The following is a 17,796-nucleotide window of genomic DNA, read 5'->3' on the forward strand; positions in this document are numbered from 1 at the left end:
CTTATTTTTCAGCCAGAGTCTTCAGATTGGCCAAGCCCTGCTTTAAAACCGCCGTCACCGCGGTATTGGCGGCTTCCTCGTTCATTTCGGCCGGAGGATTGTTGTTCATGTAAGCCCGGTAGTAAGCCGCTTTCCAGGATACCTTGGACTTGTCGCCTTGCGGCTCCACTTCGATCGTAGCGGCGTAATTGTCGACGGGCAACACCGGCACTTTTTCCTCGGCGCCCGCATGGGTAATGGTCTTGGCCGTGCTCATTTCGGTAATCTTGTAAGAATACGACATCTTGGCTTCGTCGTATTTTTTTAATTCTTCGGTAATGGTGCCGCCGTCGTTCAGCGTCAGAACACGGATGGCTCCTTTTTTATTGCCGTCCTGATTGGTCACGCTTTTTATTCCAGGATGCCAGGACATGTCGCCGTAATCCTTGATGATTCCCCAGACTTTTTCGGCCGGGGCATCGATGAGGATTTCTTCTTCGGCTTTTTGACGGACCGGTCCGTGGGCATAAGCCAGGGCGGAAAAGAAGAACAACAATACCGACATGCCTAAATACATTTTCTTCATAATGGCTCCTACGTGTGGAATATTAAAAATAAACGGCTCATTATATGACAACTGATTGCGGCAAGCATCAGGGAATGCATCCTTCCTTTACGGCCGAAAGAGGAATGGATCCGGCAAAACTCCGAGAAAGCAGGGAACCCGGCAAGATTCCGGCTGCTTTTTCACGCTCGAAAAACCGGCGCATTGAAAGACTTTGCTTTCATTTCGCCGCTATTTCTTCCTTAATTTGCCAGCGCCGACCAGACGAAAAAATTTCCTGCCCGGCTAAAATCACTACGGCATGAATCCGCCGCTTCAATTTAACAGGACGTCTCGGCGCAAAAACCGGCTCAGGGTAAAGTGCGCAGGAAACGCTCGAACTCTTCCGTCAAATACGGCAGTTCGCTCAGCAACCGATGATCGGCATTCACCATGTTGAGGCGGATGCTGTGCTTCTGGCAAAACATCCATGAATTTCCCGGCAGGACAATGTCGTCCTGCCAGCCGTGAATGACCAGAGTCCGCGCTGCGGGCGGATGAAAATCGGTCCTTGGATAGCCGGGCAGATAAAAGGCCGGAGCCAATAAAAAGAGGCCGTGCGGCTTGATCGTTTCCGACGCCACCGTCGCCACGTAGCCCCCCATACTGGAACCGATCAGAATGCATTCTCCATAAGCCGATAAATCCATCGCCAGCAATTGCCGGATCCGCTCTTCCGGGTCGGATTGCAAGCGATAATCCGGACTTTCGAAATCATAACCGTACCGCTTTGCAACTTCGGCGAACGCCAGGGACTTTTCGCTCCAGGGGGTACTTTCTTTGCCGTGATTGTAAATGACTATTTTTTTCATCGAAGTTTCCCAGTTGTATTGTCAACGAGTGAACTGAATCCATATAGTAATAGCAAAAGAACCGTAAGTTCCACTTCTCCGATTATTTTCCCGAGCCGATGCTTTTCTATTGTTACACGCCTATTAAGAGTTTGACGCAATGAGATTTTCCGGATAACATTGTAAAGTTATGTTAGATCGATTGCCGAAATACATCGACCCCTTACACCTGGCGGACAAGCGAAGCGTGTTGAAGGGGCTGATTCCATTGGACTGTTTTGAACGTTTAGCCTCGCTGTTGCTGGACGATACCGGCAGCATCGCCGTGGATCTCAACTTCAGGCGCGAAGGCAAACTGGCGGTCATCGAAGGCAGAATCGAATCGGAGCTGCATCTGGTTTGCCAAAATTGTCTCCAGGATCTTGTCTGGCCCGTGGACAACAGGATTAAACTGGCCGTCGTCGGTTCCATCGACGAAGCCGACCGATTGCCTGGAGATTATGAGCCTTTGTTGCTTGAAGAAGAAAAAATTCTGCTTAAGGATATCGTTGAGGACGAATTGCTCCTCATTTTGCCGCAATATCCAAAGCATCCGCACGATTGCCTTGGTCGGAGCGGTAATTTAGGCGAAACCGGTTCCGAACCGCAAAACAGTCAACCGGATCGAGAAAACCCTTTTTCCATTTTAACCCATTTAAAACTATCGGAGACCAAAAATGGCCGTACAAAAAAGTAAAGTATCGCGTTCAAGACGCGGTCAACGCCGTTCCCACGACGCCTTAACCGCCCGGGCGCTTGCTCAGGATCCATTGACGGGCGAAACCCATTTGCGTCATCACGTGACTCCCGACGGTTATTTCAAAGGCCGTCAAATCGTAACCGTTGGCGAAGAAGACTAATCGGCTTGTTCGGGTTGGCCCGGGTTGCACAGATCCGGCCGGCCATGATGTTCCCTTTTTCAGATTATCCATTTAATCTATAGCATCATAATCGTCGGACGAAAAGAGTGTCGCACTGACCGATTCAACTCCGACTCGGTTTCTTACAACTATTTCGGAGTCATTCATCAAAGTGAGTTTAACAATTTCTATTGATGCCATGGGCGGGGACCATGGTCCTGAAGTGACAATACCAGCATCATTGGAGTGCCTGAAGAGCAATCCCGATTTAAAACTGATTTTGGTGGGTGACCAAGCTGTACTGACCCGGCACTTGGGTGAAAACCTGAATGCGTTCCAGGGCAGACTGACGGTCCAGCATGCCAGCCAGTGCGTGGAAATGGACGAGCCGCCGTCAAAAGCGCTGAAAAACAAAAAGGATTCGTCCATGCGGATCGCCATCAACCTCGTTCACAACGGCGCCGCCGATGCCTGCGTCAGCGCCGGCAACACCGGCGCCTTGATGGCTACCGCCCGCTTTGTTCTGAAAATGATCCCCGGCATCGACCGCCCGGCCATTATCTCCACACTGCCTTCCATTTACGGGCACACTCACGTTCTGGATCTGGGCGCCAACGTGGACTGCACCGCCGAGCATCTGTTCCAGTTTGCGGTGATGGGGGCCGAATTGGTCAAAGCCGTCGAGAATATCCCTTCTCCCAAGGTAGGCCTGCTGAACATCGGCGAAGAAGAGATGAAAGGCAACGAGCAAGTCAAGGCGGCGGCTAAATTAATGGAAAATTCTTCCTTGAATTATATCGGCTACGTGGAAGGCAACTCCCTGAATGCCGGCAATATTAAAGTCGATCTGATCGTAACCGACGGCTTTGTCGGCAACGTCGCGCTCAAATCCATCGAAGGCGCCGCCAAAATGATCAGCACCGCCCTGAAAGAGGCATTCGGCAAGAATTGGTTGACCAAACTGTCGGGATTGATGGCTTATCCCGTGCTTCATTCCTTCAAAAAACGCATCGATCCGCGCCTCTATAACGGCGCCAGTTTTCTTGGTCTTAGAGGGCTGGTAATCAAAAGCCATGGCGGAGCCGACATTCTGGCTTTCAAAACGGCCATTCAGCTTGCTGAAATTGAAGTCAAAAAAGATGTTATAAAAAAAATTAGCGAACAGGTCGAAAAAACCCTGGCACAGAGAGCAAGCGCATGAATCGTTATTCAAGAGTTATCGGAACCGGAGGATATCTGCCCGAAGAAATCCTCACCAATGATCAAATATCTGAAACCGTTGATACCTCCGATAGCTGGATTTACGAGCGCACCGGCATCAAAAGCCGCCGCATCGCAGGGCCCAATGAAACCGCGTCCAGCATGGCGGAAATTGCAGCGCGCCAGGCGATCGAAGCGGCTCAAATCGATCCCGAGGAAATCGATCTGATCGTCGTCGCCACCGGCACGCCCGACCGCGTGTACCCCAGTACCGGCTGCCTTCTGCAGCAGCGCCTCGGCATCAAGCAATGCATGGCTTTCGACGTTCAGGCGGCCTGTTCCGGCTCCATTTTCGCCTTGAGCATCGCCGACCAGTACGTCAAATCGGGCGCCGCGCAAAAAGTCCTGGTCATAGGCACCGAGATCTGCTCGCGCCTGGTCGACTGGACCGACCGAACCACCTGCATCCTGTTCGGAGACGGGGCCGGAGCGGTATTGTTGGGCGCTTCGGAGGAAACCGGCATCCTGTCGACCCATATTCACTCCGACGGCGAATACGAAGATCTGCTGTACTGCCCCAACCCGCAGGCGGCCACCGAAGCCAATAAGGGCGAATCGGGATTCATCAGCATGCGGGGCAACGAAGTGTTCAAGGTGGCCGTCAACACGCTGGGACGCATTGTCGACGAAACCCTGGAAGCCAACCGCTTGGACAAGTCCGACATCGACTGGCTAGTGCCGCACCAGGCCAATATCCGCATCATCGCGGCCACCGCCAAGAAATTGAAAATGTCGATGGAACAGGTCGTGGTCACCCTCGAAAATCAGGGCAACACGTCGTCCGCTTCGGTATTGCTCGCTTTCAACGAAGCGGTTCGCGACGGCCGCATCCGGAGAAATCAGGTGGTATTGCTTGAAGCATTCGGCGCTGGCTTCACCTGGGGCTCGGTATTGCTTAAATATTGACATTGCCATGCACAGACGAACCGGCCCGCCATAGATCGGCGCATTTTTTGCTTATCACCCAACCCTAACGGCAAGTTTCATCATGAGCGAACAAACCTATAATTTAGCCTTTGTTTTTCCAGGCCAGGGCTCTCAATCCGTCGGCATGCTGAACGATCTGGCGGCCGCCCATCCCGAAGTGAAACAGTTATTCGAGCGCGCCTCCGAGGCTCTCGACAAGAACCTGTGGACCCTGGTCGCCGAAGGCCCGGAAGACGAGCTCAATCAGACCCAGAATACCCAGCCGGCGATGCTGGCGGCGGGCTATGCCGTCTGGCAGGTATGGTGCAAGGAAAGCCCCGTTCGCCCCGCCTGGATAGCGGGACACAGCCTTGGAGAATACACCGCGCTGGTCTGTTCGGAAGCGATATCCTTTGAAGACGGGATCAAACTGGTCGCCGCGCGGGGCAGCCTGATGCAGGAAGCGGTCCCGCAAGGCGTAGGCGCCATGGCGGCCATTCTGGGTCTGGAAGATCATGAAGTGGTTAAACTCTGCGCCGATGCCTCGGACAATGACGAAGGACTGCCCGAGGAAACCGGCGCCGAACTGGTTTCCGCGGCAAATTTCAATTCACCCGGCCAAGTGGTCATTGCCGGCACCCGAGCCGCTGTCGAAAAGGCGGTCGCTGCGGCCAAAGAAGCCGGCGCCAAACGCGCCGTATTGCTGCCGGTCAGCGTACCCTCCCATTGCGCCTTGATGAAGCCGGCCGCCGAAGCTCTGGAGGATTACTTGCAGGGCATCGGTATAAAAACGCCGAATACGACTCTGATCCATAACGTCGACGTCATCGCCCACAGCGCGCCCGACGTCATCCGCAGCGCTTTGGTAGCCCAACTGTATCTGCCGGTGCGCTGGGTGGATACCGTCCGCTTCATGCACGACCAGGGCGTTACTCGCTTCGTCGAATGCGGACCCGGCAAGGTGCTGGCCGGATTGAACAAGCGCATCGTCAAGGAAGCCGAACACATGACTCTCTTCGATTCCGAATCCATAAACAAAGTTAAGGAGCTGTTGAATGCCTAAACAAGTCGCTTTAGTCACAGGCGCCAGCCGCGGTATCGGCAGGGCGATTGCCGAAAGATTAGCCGGCGACGGCTTTTTTGTCGTCGGCACCGCCACGACCGACAACGGCGCCCAGGCCATTTCCGCTTATCTGGGCGAAAACGGGAAAGGCCTGAAACTGGATGTCGCCGACGCCGAATCGGTCGCCGAAGTCACCAAAACCGTCAACGACGAGTTCGGTACGCCGGTGGTACTGGTCAATAACGCCGGCATTACCCGAGACAATCTGTTGATGCGGATGAAGGACGAAGAATGGGACAGCATCATCAGCACGAACCTGACCTCGGTTTATCGGATGAGCAAGGCCGTACTGCGCGGCATGATGAAAGCCAAAACCGGCCGCATCATCAACATTTCATCGGTCGTCGGCGCTACCGGAAACGCCGGCCAGGCCAATTACGCCGCCGCCAAGGCCGGCATCGTCGGTTTTACCAAATCGATGGCGAAAGAAGTCGGTTCGCGCAACATTACCGTCAACACCGTCGCTCCCGGTTTTATCGACACCGACATGACCAAAGAATTGAGCGACGACGTCAGACAGAGCCTGTTGTCGGTCATCCCTCTGGGCCGGCTGGGAGAACCGGAAGAAGTCGCCCATGCCGTTTCATTTCTGGCTTCACCCCATGCCGGCTACATCACCGGCGAAACCCTGCACGTCAACGGCGGCATGTACATGCCCTAGGCCTTTGCCGGGTTGTTCCGGTATTTTGAGGGCGTTTGAGCAAAAAAGGACCCTGTTCCCAGCAAATCAACGCCATTTTAATATTGTGACATCGATATAATATTAAAGTATAATGCCCGCCGCCGTCTGGAAACACCGTAGGCGGGATTTCAAGTAAAAATTAATAACGCTACTATTGCAAGTACTCCATGAGCTACCGATTAACTTGCATTGTTTGAGGATAAAAATTATGAGTAATGTTGAAGAACGAGTGAAAAAAATTGTTGCAGAGCAATTAGGAGTAAAAGAAGATATCGCAAATGATGCTTCATTCGTTGATGATCTTGGCGCTGACTCTCTGGATACAGTTGAACTCGTGATGGCTCTTGAAGAAGAATTCGAATGTGAAATTCCGGACGATGAAGCTGAAAAAATCACAACCGTACAACAAGCCATCGATTACGTAGAAAAGAACGCTTGAAATTGATTTTAGTGGATGCACCCTCGTTCATCCACTAAATCGCACCCGATTACAGCAGTCCTGCCCTATCATTTGTTAAGGTAAATCACATTGAGCAAACGCCGAGTTGTAATAACCGGATTAGGCGCTGTTACGCCGTTGGCCAACACGGTCCCGGAAACCTGGGACGGCATCGTCAACGGCAAAAGCGGCATCAGTCCGATTGATTCCTTCGATATTTCGCCTTTTGCCACAACTTTCGGCGGTGTCATCAGAAACCTGGATATTACCCAATACATTCCCGGTAAGGATGCTCAGCGCATGGACGGGTTTATCCACTACGGCCTCGCCGCCGGCTGCCAGGCTTTTGAAGATTCCGGCCTGGAGGTTACCGAAGCCAATGCCGAACGGATCGGCGTGGCGATCGGCGCGGGTATCGGCGGCATTACCGGCATCGAGGAATGCTATGCCTTCTATGAAAAAAGCGGACCACGCCGGATTTCGCCTTTTTTCGTACCCGGCAACATCATCAACATGATTTCGGGCAATCTGTCGATCAAGTACGGATTGAAAGGCCCCAATTTTTCCATCGTCACCGCCTGCGCTACCGGCACCCATAATATCGGAGACGCGGCCCGCCTGATTCAATACGGGGATGCCGACGTCATGATCGCCGGCGGAGCGGAACGCTGCACTTCCTCGCCTACCGCGATGGGCGGTTTTATCTCCGCCAAGGCCTTGTCTCGACGCAACGACGCCCCGCAGGCGGCAAGCCGGCCGTGGGATAAGGATCGCGACGGTTTCGTATTGAGCGACGGCGCCGGCGTGGTCGTTCTGGAGGAACTGGAACACGCCAGGGCGCGAGGCGCGAAAATTTATGCCGAACTGGTCGGTTACGGCATGAGCGGCGATGCGTATCACATGACTCAGCCTTCTCCCGGAGGAGAAGGCGCTGCACGGTGTATGAGAAACGCATTGAGGGACGCCGGTCTGAACGCCGAGCAAATCGATTACATCAACGCGCACGGCACCTCGACGCCGGCCGGCGATATCGGTGAAACCCAGGCGATGAAATCGGCTCTGGGCGCTCACGCCTACAAGCTTGCGGTCAGTTCGACCAAATCGATGACCGGCCATATGTTGGGCGCGGCCGGCGGCATTGAAGCCGTATTCACGGCATTGAGCCTCAAGCATCAAATCGCCCCGCCGACCATCAATCTCGAGAATCAGGATCCCGAGTGCGATCTGGACTATGTCCCGAATACCGCCCGGGATATGAAAATCGAATACGCCTTGTCGAATTCGTTCGGTTTCGGCGGAACCAACGGCACTTTGGTTTTCAGACGCTACGGGTAAGAAACCAACGCTACCGCATGCCTTCGGTATGTTCTATCGATGATCTTGATCAATGGTGAATACCGGGATCATATCGAAATTTCCGATCGCGGCTTTCAATACGGCGATGGTTTGTTCGAAACCATCGAAGTTCACAACGGTCGACCGGTTTTTTTAAACCGGCACCTACACAGGCTGCAAACGGGTTGTGCCCGACTGCAGATTCCCTGCCCCGATCCCGAACTGATTCGTTCCGAAGCCGCCGTTCTCTGTAAAAACGCGCCCCACGCGGTACTCAAATTGATCATCACCCGGGGTTCGGGCGGACGTGGCTATCGACCGCCCGAAGCAACCCGTCCCACTCGCGTGTTAAGTCTCCATCCTTGTCCGGATTATCCGGGCCGCTACCGGGAGCAGGGCGTTGCCGTGCGGATATGCCAGACGCGCCTGGGGCTCAACCCTGCGTTGGCAGGCATCAAGCATCTGAACCGGCTCGAACAGGTGCTGGCCAGGGCCGAATGGGACGACCCGGAAATTCAGGAAGGACTCATGCTGGACATCAACGGCCATGTTATCGAAGGCACCATGACCAACCTCTTCTATTTCAGCAACCGGAGCGCTTATACGCCGGCATTGACGCAGTGCGGCGTAGACGGCATTATCCGCCGGATTCTGATGGATCTCTTGAGCAAGCGCCGCATCACCGTCCGGGAAACCGCTCCGACCGTAGATGAATTATCGGCCGCCGACGAAGTCTTTGTATGCAATTCGATCATAGGGATCTGGCCTGTTCGGGCCATCGGCAACGTCCGGTATGCCGTTGGCCCTTTTACGCGGCAATGTCAATTCGATCTCACTGAATTTAAAAACGAGGCAGTCCACGATGAATAACAAACTCATCGGCTTAGCTGTGATCCTGTTCAGTTTCGTCGGCGGCTGGCTCTGGATGGATTATCAAACCGCCCTGTACGCGCCGGCGGTCAAACAGGAAAAAGTTTGCGTCGAAATCAACAAAGGCGATTCCTTGAACGTCATCGCCGACAAACTGGCCGCCCGAAATCCGGCGATCAAGCCGTTCTGGTTCAAGGTCGTCGCCTTTCAGGACAATTCGGCCAAAAAACTCCGGACCGGAGAATACGAGTTAACCCGAGGCATGACCATCCGCAACGTCATAGACCTTTTCGTGCAGGGAAAGACCAAGCAATACGCGATCACGTTTCCCGAAGGCTGGAGTTTCAAGGAAATTACCCAGGAAATCCGGAAAAACCCCAATCTGGAACACATTCTCGGCAAAATGCCGGTCGATCAAGTCATGACTCAACTCGGCGCAGAAATTAGAATGCCCGAAGGCCAGTTCTTTCCCGATACTTATTTTTTCGAGAAGCATATGTCGGACGTCTCCCTGTTAAAACGGGCCTATGACAAAATGCAGAAGGTACTGCTGGAAGAATGGAGCCATAAGGCGGAAGGATTGCCTTTTAATACTCCTTACGACGCCTTGATTCTGGCCTCCATTATCGAAAAGGAAACAGGAACCGAATCCGAACGACCGCTCATCGCCGGCGTCTTCATCCGCCGGCTGAAAAACGGCATGCCGCTGCAGACCGATCCCACGGTCATCTACGGCATGGGCGAGCGATACCGGGGCAACATCGGATCCGAAGACCTGAAAAATGCGACGCCCTACAACACCTATCTCATCAAAGGGCTGCCGCCGACTCCGATTGCGATGCCGGGACAACAGGCCATCCATTCGGTGCTGCATCCCGACAACAGCGATACCCTTTATTTCGTCGCCCGTGGCGACGGCACGCACGTCTTCTCCACCACCCTGAAAGAACACAATCAGGCCGTCAACTTATACCAAAAGCCGCCGAAATGACGCTCTCTCTCTTACCTGGCGCTCCCGCCGCCAGAGGCAAATTCATTACGCTGGAAGGCGGTGAAGGCGTAGGCAAAAGCACGAATCTGGCTTTTATCCAGGATTATCTCCGGCGCCGGCAAATTTCCGCCTTGGTGACGCGCGAGCCTGGCGGCACCGGGCTGGCCGAGAAAATCCGCGCGCTGCTGCTCGACAAAAACGACGAACCGATGACCGAAACCGCCGAATTATTGCTGGTGTTCGCTGCCAGGGCACAACATCTGCGGCACGTCATCGAACCGGCATTAGCTCAGGGTCGGTGGGTCTTGTGCGACCGTTTTACCGATGCCACTTACGCTTATCAGGGCGGCGGCAGAAACATGAGCGTCAGCGCCATCGCCTGGCTGGAAACGCTGGTGCAAGGTAACTTGAGGCCGGATTTGACCCTGTTGCTCGATGCTCCGATCGAAATCGGCCTGGCCAGGGCGAAAGCAAGAGGCATCTCCGACCGCTTTGAAGAAGAAAAAGCCGACTTTTTCGAAAAGATCAGAACGGCTTATTTACGGCAAGCCGAACTGCATCCGGAGCGAATCCGCCTGATCGCGGCCGATCGGCCGCTGCCTCAGGTGCAGGCGGCCATTGCCGCAGCGATTGATCCTTTGCTCGACGGCGTTTCCCGGCCGTCTATTGCCGACAGGGCGGAGTAAATGGAGTCCGTTCTCCCATGGCAACAAAAGGAGTGGCGCCATCTGTGCGAATACAGGACGCAAAACCGGATTCCCCAGGCGCTCCTGATCTCCGGAAACAAGGGCCTGGGCAAGCGGCGCCTGGCCGAACAATTCGCTTTTTCCCTGCTCTGTCCGAATCCCGCTGCGCACGGCCTGCACTGCGGCCAGTGCGACAGTTGCCTGCTGATCCAGGCCGGATCGCATCCCGACCTGTTTTACATCGAACCTGCCGAAGCCGGAAAAGCCATCGGCATCGATTCGATCCGCGGCCTGATCGCCGACACGCAGCTCAAACCGCAATACGACGCCTTCCGGGTCGTCCTCATCGATCCTGCCGACCGCATGAATCAATCGGCGGCGAATGCCTTTTTAAAATGTCTGGAAGAACCGGGAGAACGCACGGTGATTTTGCTGATCACCGAAAAGCCCGCCCAACTGCCGGCCACGATCCTCAGCCGCTGCCAGAAAATGGCTCTGGCTCCTCCGGACCAGGAAACCGTTGTTGCCTGGCTGAAACAACAACATATTGAAGATGACCTGGAAACTCTGGCCGCCATGGCACGGAATTCGCCGCTGCTGGCCCGGCAGTATGCGGAGGCCCAAACCCTGCCTCTGCGCAACGAATGCTTCAAAACCTGGCTGGCGGTCGCGAAACAGCAGACCAGCCCGATCACGACGGCGGAAAACTGGTTAAAATTGCCACAACCCGACTTACTTCTCTGGATAAGCTCGTGGACGATCGATTTGATCAAATGCAGTTGCCGAATCCGGCCCGGCACTATTTATAATCCCGATCTGAGGACTTCCTTGCAAGAACTGGCGGGGCGGCTAGACTTAAAAAGCCTGTACCGGTTGTACGACCTGATACTGGCCAGCCGCCGACGGCTCGATACCCAGGTCAACAAACAATTGATGCTGGAAGAACTATTGATACTGTGGTCCCAACTCAACCGGAGTAAGTAATTCCATGACCGATGCAACTCCCCGCCAGGGCATCCTGTCGCTTACCATCAAGGATAAAAATTCGTTGTATTCCTCCTACATGCCGTTCGTCATCAACGGCGGCCTGTTCATTCCGACCAACCGGCCTTATGAAATGGGCCAGGAAGTGTTCATGCTGCTGAATTTGATGGAAGAACCGGAACGGCTGCCGATCGCCGGCAAAATCATCTGGAAAACGCCCCCCGGCTCCGAAGCTTACCGGTCGCCGGGAATCGGTGTACAATTCAGCGATCAGGACGGCGGCGTCGCCCGGAATAAAATAGAAACCTATCTGGCCGGTGCGCTGGAATCCGGACGGTCTACCCATACGATGTAAAATCCTAACCAACAACGGAACCGAATCGTCTGCTTTTAATCTGATTGTGTCATTCAACCGCCATTTCCCTGTCCATGCTGATAGATTCCCATTGCCATCTCGACCGCATCGATCTTGCGCCGTATCAAAACGATTTCGGACGTTTCATGAGTGCGGCCGAGGAAAGCAAACTGGAACACATGCTCTGTATTTCAATCGACCTGGAATCCTATCCGGCCATGCTGGACCTGGTCTCGGGTTATCCGGCCGTTTCGGTAACCGTCGGCGTTCATCCGAATGCTCATGACGGCAGGGAGCCCGACGTGGAAGAACTCGTCACGCTGGGCCGGCCGTCGAAAGTGATCGGCATCGGCGAGACCGGGCTCGATTATTTTCGCAGCACCGGCGATCTCGGCTGGCAACAGCAACGCTTCAGAAACCATATCCGGGCCGCGAAAGCGTTACACAAACCTTTGATCATTCATACCCGCGAAGCCAGGCACGATACTTTGCGGATTTTGAGAGAAGAAAGCGCGGATCAAATCGGCGGAATCATTCATTGCTTTACCGAAGACTGGGAGTTTGCCGAACAGGCTCTGGAATTGAATTTTTATATTTCCTTTTCCGGCATCGTGACCTTCAACAGCGCCAGGGAAATCCGGGAAGTGGCCCAAAAAGTGCCGGCCGACCGTTTTCTGATCGAAACCGATTCTCCTTATCTGGCGCCGGTTCCCTTCCGCGGCAAACCCAATTATCCGATGTACGTCCGCTTCGTCGCAGAACAGATTGCCCAATTAAGAAACACCTCTTTCGAAGAAATCGCCGAAAGGTCGACCTGTAATTTTTATACCCTGTTCAAGCTGACTCCTTCTTGAACGGAAACCCGAGCCCTGGCCTCAAATCGAATCGCCTTCGCCACCGGAACTTCATAGAAGCAGGCAGGTCTGATCAGGCATGATCAACCGCGGTCAATACCTGGGCGATTTTATGCTAGAATTGGCATTCTCGATTTAACTCCGGCGCACCATGACCCACTCCACAGTTGCTCCTCAATTGATCGATCGTTTCGGCAGAAAGGTCGATTATCTGCGCATTTCGATTACCGACCGATGCGATTTTCGCTGCGTTTATTGCATGGCGGAAGACATGACCTTCCTGCCCCGCTCTCAAATCCTGACGCTCGAAGAAATTCACACGCTGGCCAAAGCGTTTGCCGAATTCGGCGTCACCAAAATCCGGATAACGGGCGGGGAACCGCTGGTGCGAAAAGGCGTGCTGGAATTGCTGGAAAATCTGGGCCGGATCGAGACGCTGAAGGAACTGGTGATGACCACCAACGGCTCTCATCTGGAAAGCATGGCAGCATCGATAAAAAACGCCGGAGTAAGGCGCATCAACATCAGCCTGGATACCCTGGATCCCGACAAATTCAGAACGATCACCCGAACCGGTAATCTGGCGCAGGTGCTCAGCGGCATCCGGGCCGCCAAATCGGCAGGGTTTGAAGGCATTAAAATCAATGCCGTCATTCTTAAAAACCGAAATCACATGGAAGTCAACGATCTGGTACGGTATGCCGTCGACAACGGCATCGACGTTAGTTTTATCGAAGAAATGCCGCTCGGCGTGGTGCACCGGCACGACCGCGCCGAAGCCTTTTATCCCAGCGAGCTGATCAAAAAAGACCTGGCCCGGCAATTTTCCTTGCTGGCCACGACCGAAAAGACCGGCGGGCCTTCAAATTACTATAAAGTGGCCGGCACGCATACCCGGGTCGGCTTTATTTCTCCGCACAGCGAAAATTTTTGCGGCCAATGCAACCGAGTCCGGCTGACCGCCGAGGGACACCTGCTGTTATGCCTGGGCAACGAGCATTCGGTCGATTTGAAAGAAGTTATTCGAAGTGCGCCGGGAGATCTGGCTCTGTTAAAAAAGACCATCTTGGACTCAATGCAGATCAAGCCGGCCCGACACGAATTCAATATCCATGAACAACCGGTCATCCTGCGCTACATGAACATGACCGGCGGCTAAACCGAAAATGCAAACAAGGCCTTAGAAATTGTACGATATCATGGCCGAATACAAGTCCCAGTGCTGAGTTGTTCCTTGCGGGTTTTCGATGCCGGACAGCCAGCCGGTACCGTTGATATGATGATATTCCGCGCTCAGCATCAGGGAAGGCAGGATTTCATAGCGTAAACCGAAAGTCCAGTCCTGGGCGAATCGGGAATGCGCGGGAGCGCCGGTCATGGCGGAAAATTTTTCGCCATACGGATCGTTCAGGTCCCAAATCAAGTCGTCATAACGAACTACCCCTTCAAGGGCTTCGGTCAGCCGGTAAGTGCCCTGAATATAAAAGCTTTGTCCGGTAAATCCCGTATCGGGCCGCGGCGCAAAACCGTTCAAATCGGCTCGGCGCAGCGCATACTCGCCGGTCAGGGACCAATCCTCCGCACTGAATTGAGCCGACAGGATCAACGGATGAAACTGCCATTTGCCCGCTTGCAGCGTAGCGCCCGCATAAGGCCGGTAATGGCCTTCAAAGCCGGCGTAAGTCACCGCCAGACGGATCAGTCCGATTTCCTGTTCCAGTTCATAGCCCAACCGCGCCACCCAGGACGCATCGCCGTCCATATGGCCCGGCGAATTGCCCAGAATGACGTAATTGAAATCGGGATCGTCCATTCGGGGAATGATTCCACCCACGTTCAAGGTAAACTCGCCGTAGTCGGTGCGATGCTCGCCATAAAAATAACCGCCGTCCGCCGAAAGGGCGAGGTTCCGGTTGACGTCGAAATAAATGGATTGCGGCAATAAAATACTGGGCCGGGTAGCGGCGACGTCCCGAGTGTCGTTGTAAAAACCCAAAGGCGTCGGCACCCGGCCTCCCCGAATGGACAACAAGGAGGTTTCCGACGAATACAGGTTATAGTTGGCTAGGCCATAATCAATCCGAAAGCCGCCGTTATCGGTATCGCCGGCATCGCGCCAGACCACCTGCATCGCCACCTGCAGATCGGATAACATGTTCCATGAGCCGTTGATTCCCAATTCTCTGAAGTCGTGGGAGATCGAATCATCCGATTTGCCGAAGAAATTGTTGTCCGAGGTGTGAATAATGCCTTGCGACAAAAATCCATGAACTTGAACCGATTCCGGCCACCATTCGTTTTCCCCGGATTCTCGAGCCTGGCCGGCGCAAGGCCAGGCCAAAACGGTAAAGCAAGCGTAATAACATGCAAGATTCAGAATAGAGTGACGGATTATTGGAACCATACGATTATTTCCTACTCTATATCCAGAATTTTGATGCCGTCAGTAATGTCAACCCCGTTCAAATAACCTACGGCGCCGGGAGTAGTGCGTAATTTATTGATCATTTCTTCCTTGTTTTCCACTACGATGGGAGCTTGACCGGTACCGCTGAAAACTAATTTATTCCAGTTTTTACGCATCTGATGAGGAAAAACGTTCAAAATTTGTTTACAGAACTGTTTATGCAGAGGATCTTCGTCCGGCAGTACGAATACCGTCACGTCGGAGCCGTCGTTCCAGTGTCGCAACCGCATTTTGAAAATGGCGCTCAAGCCGTTCTTACTGATGCTTTTTTGTGAAGTGTCGATATTAACAACCGGATACACGGCATTGGGGTCGATACGGTCCAGAGCAGGAGCCGAGTTTGCCCGCTCCATGAGGACGAAAAGAAATACGAGGACCCAAACATATTTCGTATTGGGTCTGAGAGAGGCTTGAATCGGCTGCAAATCGGAGGCCAGTACCTTAAAAAAAGTTGTTATTATAAACAAATTGAGTCCCTGATTTTATCTTCTTGTTTTCAAGAACGGCCTTGAAAGTTTTTTCATAATCTATTGTTTTATTTCCTTTTCTCAAAATCCAATTCAGCCTTAAAAAGCATAGTACAGAATCACCGGAAATCCAGAGGCACGGAAATAACCCGGACAGCCCGATTTTTAAAACCGGACTCGACAGTCCGGAGGTGGCTTTAATCGCTCCGGAAAAAAGTTGCTTGTGGGGGCAACGCTTGAGTACGGCCCAGAATGAGCGGAAATCCATCTCAAACGGAAGTTTCCTTTTTCTTTGTTTCGGAATGGATACAGCGGTCGATGTCCGCCAGCAGTTCGCAATATTCCGGACTCTGATGTCCGGCATAATTCAGATTTTTAAACAACCCTGTCAAACGGGTGAAAAAAAGCCTCGCTTCGTCCTGATCCTGGAAATGGTAATCTGCATTCACCGCTTCCGCCAGCTTTAAAAAAACTTCTTTTTGCCGCTCGATCGGCACGGCCACGTCGACGGCATCGAACGCATCCTGCTGCAGATACACCATATCCAGCAGTTGGGCTTCCTGATAAACGACAAAATCTTCGAGAGCAATGCCTGTTTCTCCGGTCACCTGAATCATTTGATAAATCGTATCGCCCCGCTTCAGCAATTCCATCATGGCCTGAACCCGAGCCGTCCAACCCTCGCCGAGAACATTCCCGAACCAGCCCTGCAACTGATCGGTATAGCGCGACCAGGACAACAAGGGATCGACGGCCGGATAAAAACGCTTGTAGGCCCGCTCGGAACTCAGCCCCAAAAAAGTTTTCACGGTACCCAGGGTGGCCTGAGTCACCGGCTCTTCAAAATTTCCTCCGGCCGGCGAGACGGTGCCGATCAGAGTTAAACTGCCTCTGGCTCCGCCCGCCGTCGAAATCACGCCGGCTCTCTCGTAAACGGCTTTGATCGCCGAATCCAGATAAGCCGGAAACGCTTCCTCGCCGGGAATTTCTTCCAGACGGCCCGACGTTTCGCGAAGGGCCTGAGCCCAGCGCGAAGTCGAATCCGCCAGCATCAGCACGTTCAGCCCCATCTGACGGTAATACTCGCCGAGGGTGATCCCGGTATAAATGGAGGCTTCCCGGGCGGCGACCGGCATCGAGGACGTATTGCAGACGATGATCGTGCGCTCCATCAGCGACCCGCCCCCTTTGGGATCGGTTAGCCTCGGAAACTCGGTGATCGTTTCGACGATTTCCCCTGCCCGTTCCCCGCAAGCCACGATCACTACGATGTCGACTTCCGAGTTTCTTGAAATCAGATTCTGCAGCACCGTTTTGCCGGCGCCGAACGGCCCGGGGATACACGCGGTGCCGCCTTTCGCTATCGGAAAAAACGTATCGATCAGGCGCAAATGAGTGATCAGAGGTTCTTCCGGATAATGCCGTGCCACCAGCCCTTCTTTCACTAACAGCGAAGGCAGCGGTTTGCGTACCGGCCAGCGTTGCTTCAGGCTGATCGTGCGCTCTTTTCCGTTAGGTAGCCTGATTTTCGCTACCGGTTCATCGACCGTCACCGCGCCCTCCTGAATCCAGAGAACCTCGGCTTCTCCGGCCACGTCGAAAGGCACCATGATTTTATGGTTGAATCGCCGTTCCTGCACCGAGCCGATGACAGAGCCCGCATTCAGCCGGGCGCCGGAGGTGATTTCCGGAGTAAAAGTCCATTTGCGCTGAAGATCGAGCGCCGGAAGATCCACGCCCCGGGGAAGAAAATAGCCGTATTCCGACGCCAGCTCGTCCAGCGGATTCTGCAAGCCGTCATAGATCCGGCCCAAAAGCCCCGGTCCCAGCTCCACGGAGAGCAATTCTCCGCTCTGCTCCACCGGATCGCCGAGACCGATGCCCGCCGTACTCTGATAAACCTGAGCTTCCGCCGTCCGGCCGTGAATCCGAAGGACTTCCGCCTTGATCCGTTCGGTAAAAGCGGACTTTTTTCGGCTGGGCAAAATGTAAACAACTTCATTCTTGACCAAAGGCCGTGCCGATTCGGCCAGAGTTTCTATCGAAACCAGATCGTCCTGAACGGCAATCACGCGAGCGGTCGGCAAAGGTGGGCGGTCCATTT

At 53.8% G+C, this 17,796-nt stretch carries 20 protein-coding genes; 15 read left to right on the plus strand and 5 right to left on the minus strand.

Annotation, left to right across the window (positions count from 1 at the left end):
- Nucleotide 1: 1 nt before the first annotated feature.
- Together A3OW_RS0109830 and A3OW_RS0109840 are read right to left on the minus strand one after the other, a co-directional pair.
- The gene (locus A3OW_RS0109830) at nt 2-565 is read right to left on the minus strand and encodes an SRPBCC family protein (RefSeq protein ID WP_020563269.1); all 564 of its coding nucleotides are present in this window, start codon (nt 563-565) and stop codon (nt 2-4) included.
- Nucleotides 566-894: 329 nt separating this feature from the next.
- On the minus strand, nt 895-1,395 hold the full coding sequence (locus A3OW_RS0109840; RefSeq protein ID WP_020563271.1) for a YqiA/YcfP family alpha/beta fold hydrolase: 501 nt from the start codon (nt 1,393-1,395) through the stop codon (nt 895-897).
- A 169-nt stretch (nt 1,396-1,564) separates the two neighbouring features.
- Between A3OW_RS0109840 and A3OW_RS0109845 the strand changes: the two genes are divergently transcribed.
- From A3OW_RS0109845 to moaA, 15 genes are all read left to right on the plus strand, one after another.
- On the plus strand, nt 1,565-2,110 hold the full coding sequence (locus A3OW_RS0109845) for a YceD family protein (protein WP_020563272.1): 546 nt from the start codon (nt 1,565-1,567) through the stop codon (nt 2,108-2,110).
- Nucleotides 2,091-2,273 (plus strand): 50S ribosomal protein L32, encoded by a 183-nt coding sequence (rpmF, locus tag A3OW_RS0109850; RefSeq protein WP_020563273.1) that lies wholly within the window; start codon nt 2,091-2,093, stop codon nt 2,271-2,273. Before A3OW_RS0109845 ends, rpmF begins: the two co-directional genes overlap by 20 nt.
- A 172-nt stretch (nt 2,274-2,445) precedes the next feature.
- On the plus strand, nt 2,446-3,474 hold the full coding sequence (gene plsX / locus A3OW_RS0109855; RefSeq protein WP_083918188.1) for a phosphate acyltransferase PlsX: 1,029 nt from the start codon (nt 2,446-2,448) through the stop codon (nt 3,472-3,474).
- On the plus strand, nt 3,471-4,439 hold the full coding sequence (locus A3OW_RS0109860) for a beta-ketoacyl-ACP synthase III (protein WP_020563275.1): 969 nt from the start codon (nt 3,471-3,473) through the stop codon (nt 4,437-4,439). The genes plsX and A3OW_RS0109860 overlap by 4 nt, the downstream gene beginning before the upstream one ends.
- An 82-nt stretch (nt 4,440-4,521) precedes the next feature.
- Nucleotides 4,522-5,502, plus strand: a complete 981-nt coding sequence (gene fabD, locus A3OW_RS0109865; RefSeq protein WP_020563276.1) for an ACP S-malonyltransferase — start codon at nt 4,522-4,524, stop codon at nt 5,500-5,502.
- Complete coding sequence (gene fabG, locus A3OW_RS0109870) at nt 5,495-6,223, plus strand: 3-oxoacyl-ACP reductase FabG (RefSeq protein WP_020563277.1); 729 nt, start codon at nt 5,495-5,497, stop codon at nt 6,221-6,223. Before fabD ends, fabG begins: the two co-directional genes overlap by 8 nt.
- A gap of 229 nt (nt 6,224-6,452) precedes the next feature.
- Nucleotides 6,453-6,683 (plus strand): acyl carrier protein, encoded by a 231-nt coding sequence (gene acpP / locus A3OW_RS0109875; protein ID WP_014148504.1) that lies wholly within the window; start codon nt 6,453-6,455, stop codon nt 6,681-6,683.
- Between the two features lie 90 nt (nt 6,684-6,773).
- Entirely contained in the window at nt 6,774-8,018 is a 1,245-nt protein-coding gene (gene fabF, locus A3OW_RS0109880) for a beta-ketoacyl-ACP synthase II (RefSeq protein ID WP_026223470.1), read from the plus strand.
- A gap of 39 nt (nt 8,019-8,057) precedes the next feature.
- Nucleotides 8,058-8,888, plus strand: a complete 831-nt coding sequence (gene pabC, locus A3OW_RS0109885) for an aminodeoxychorismate lyase (protein ID WP_020563279.1) — start codon at nt 8,058-8,060, stop codon at nt 8,886-8,888.
- Entirely contained in the window at nt 8,881-9,879 is a 999-nt protein-coding gene (mltG, locus tag A3OW_RS0109890; RefSeq protein WP_020563280.1) for an endolytic transglycosylase MltG, read from the plus strand. The genes pabC and mltG overlap by 8 nt, the downstream gene beginning before the upstream one ends.
- Nucleotides 9,876-10,565, plus strand: coding sequence for a dTMP kinase (tmk, locus tag A3OW_RS0109895; RefSeq protein ID WP_020563281.1), 690 nt, complete (start codon nt 9,876-9,878; stop codon nt 10,563-10,565). The genes mltG and tmk overlap by 4 nt, the downstream gene beginning before the upstream one ends.
- Nucleotides 10,566-11,549 (plus strand): DNA polymerase III subunit delta', encoded by a 984-nt coding sequence (locus tag A3OW_RS0109900; protein ID WP_020563282.1) that lies wholly within the window; start codon nt 10,566-10,568, stop codon nt 11,547-11,549.
- Nucleotides 11,550-11,553: 4 nt separating this feature from the next.
- Nucleotides 11,554-11,904, plus strand: coding sequence for a PilZ domain-containing protein (locus tag A3OW_RS0109905; RefSeq protein WP_020563283.1), 351 nt, complete (start codon nt 11,554-11,556; stop codon nt 11,902-11,904).
- A 74-nt stretch (nt 11,905-11,978) separates the two neighbouring features.
- Complete coding sequence (locus A3OW_RS0109910; protein ID WP_020563284.1) at nt 11,979-12,758, plus strand: TatD family hydrolase; 780 nt, start codon at nt 11,979-11,981, stop codon at nt 12,756-12,758.
- Between the two features lie 151 nt (nt 12,759-12,909).
- Complete coding sequence (gene moaA / locus A3OW_RS0109915; protein WP_026223471.1) at nt 12,910-13,917, plus strand: GTP 3',8-cyclase MoaA; 1,008 nt, start codon at nt 12,910-12,912, stop codon at nt 13,915-13,917.
- Between the two features lie 21 nt (nt 13,918-13,938).
- On the opposite strand, the gene A3OW_RS0109920 is transcribed toward moaA, so the two are convergent.
- The 3 genes from A3OW_RS0109920 to A3OW_RS0109930 all read right to left on the minus strand — a co-directional run bounded on the left by A3OW_RS0109920 (nt 13,939) and on the right by A3OW_RS0109930 (nt 17,794).
- On the minus strand, nt 13,939-15,162 hold the full coding sequence (locus tag A3OW_RS0109920; RefSeq protein ID WP_020563286.1) for a hypothetical protein: 1,224 nt from the start codon (nt 15,160-15,162) through the stop codon (nt 13,939-13,941).
- Between the two features lie 11 nt (nt 15,163-15,173).
- On the minus strand, nt 15,174-15,578 hold the full coding sequence (locus tag A3OW_RS0109925) for a type 2 periplasmic-binding domain-containing protein (protein ID WP_020563287.1): 405 nt from the start codon (nt 15,576-15,578) through the stop codon (nt 15,174-15,176).
- Between the two features lie 383 nt (nt 15,579-15,961).
- Complete coding sequence (locus A3OW_RS0109930) at nt 15,962-17,794, minus strand: V-type ATP synthase subunit A (RefSeq protein ID WP_020563289.1); 1,833 nt, start codon at nt 17,792-17,794, stop codon at nt 15,962-15,964.
- Nucleotides 17,795-17,796 lie beyond the last annotated feature (2 nt).

The organism is Methylosarcina fibrata AML-C10, assembly GCF_000372865.1.
GTDB classification, from domain to species: Bacteria; Pseudomonadota; Gammaproteobacteria; order Methylococcales; family Methylomonadaceae; genus Methylosarcina; species Methylosarcina fibrata.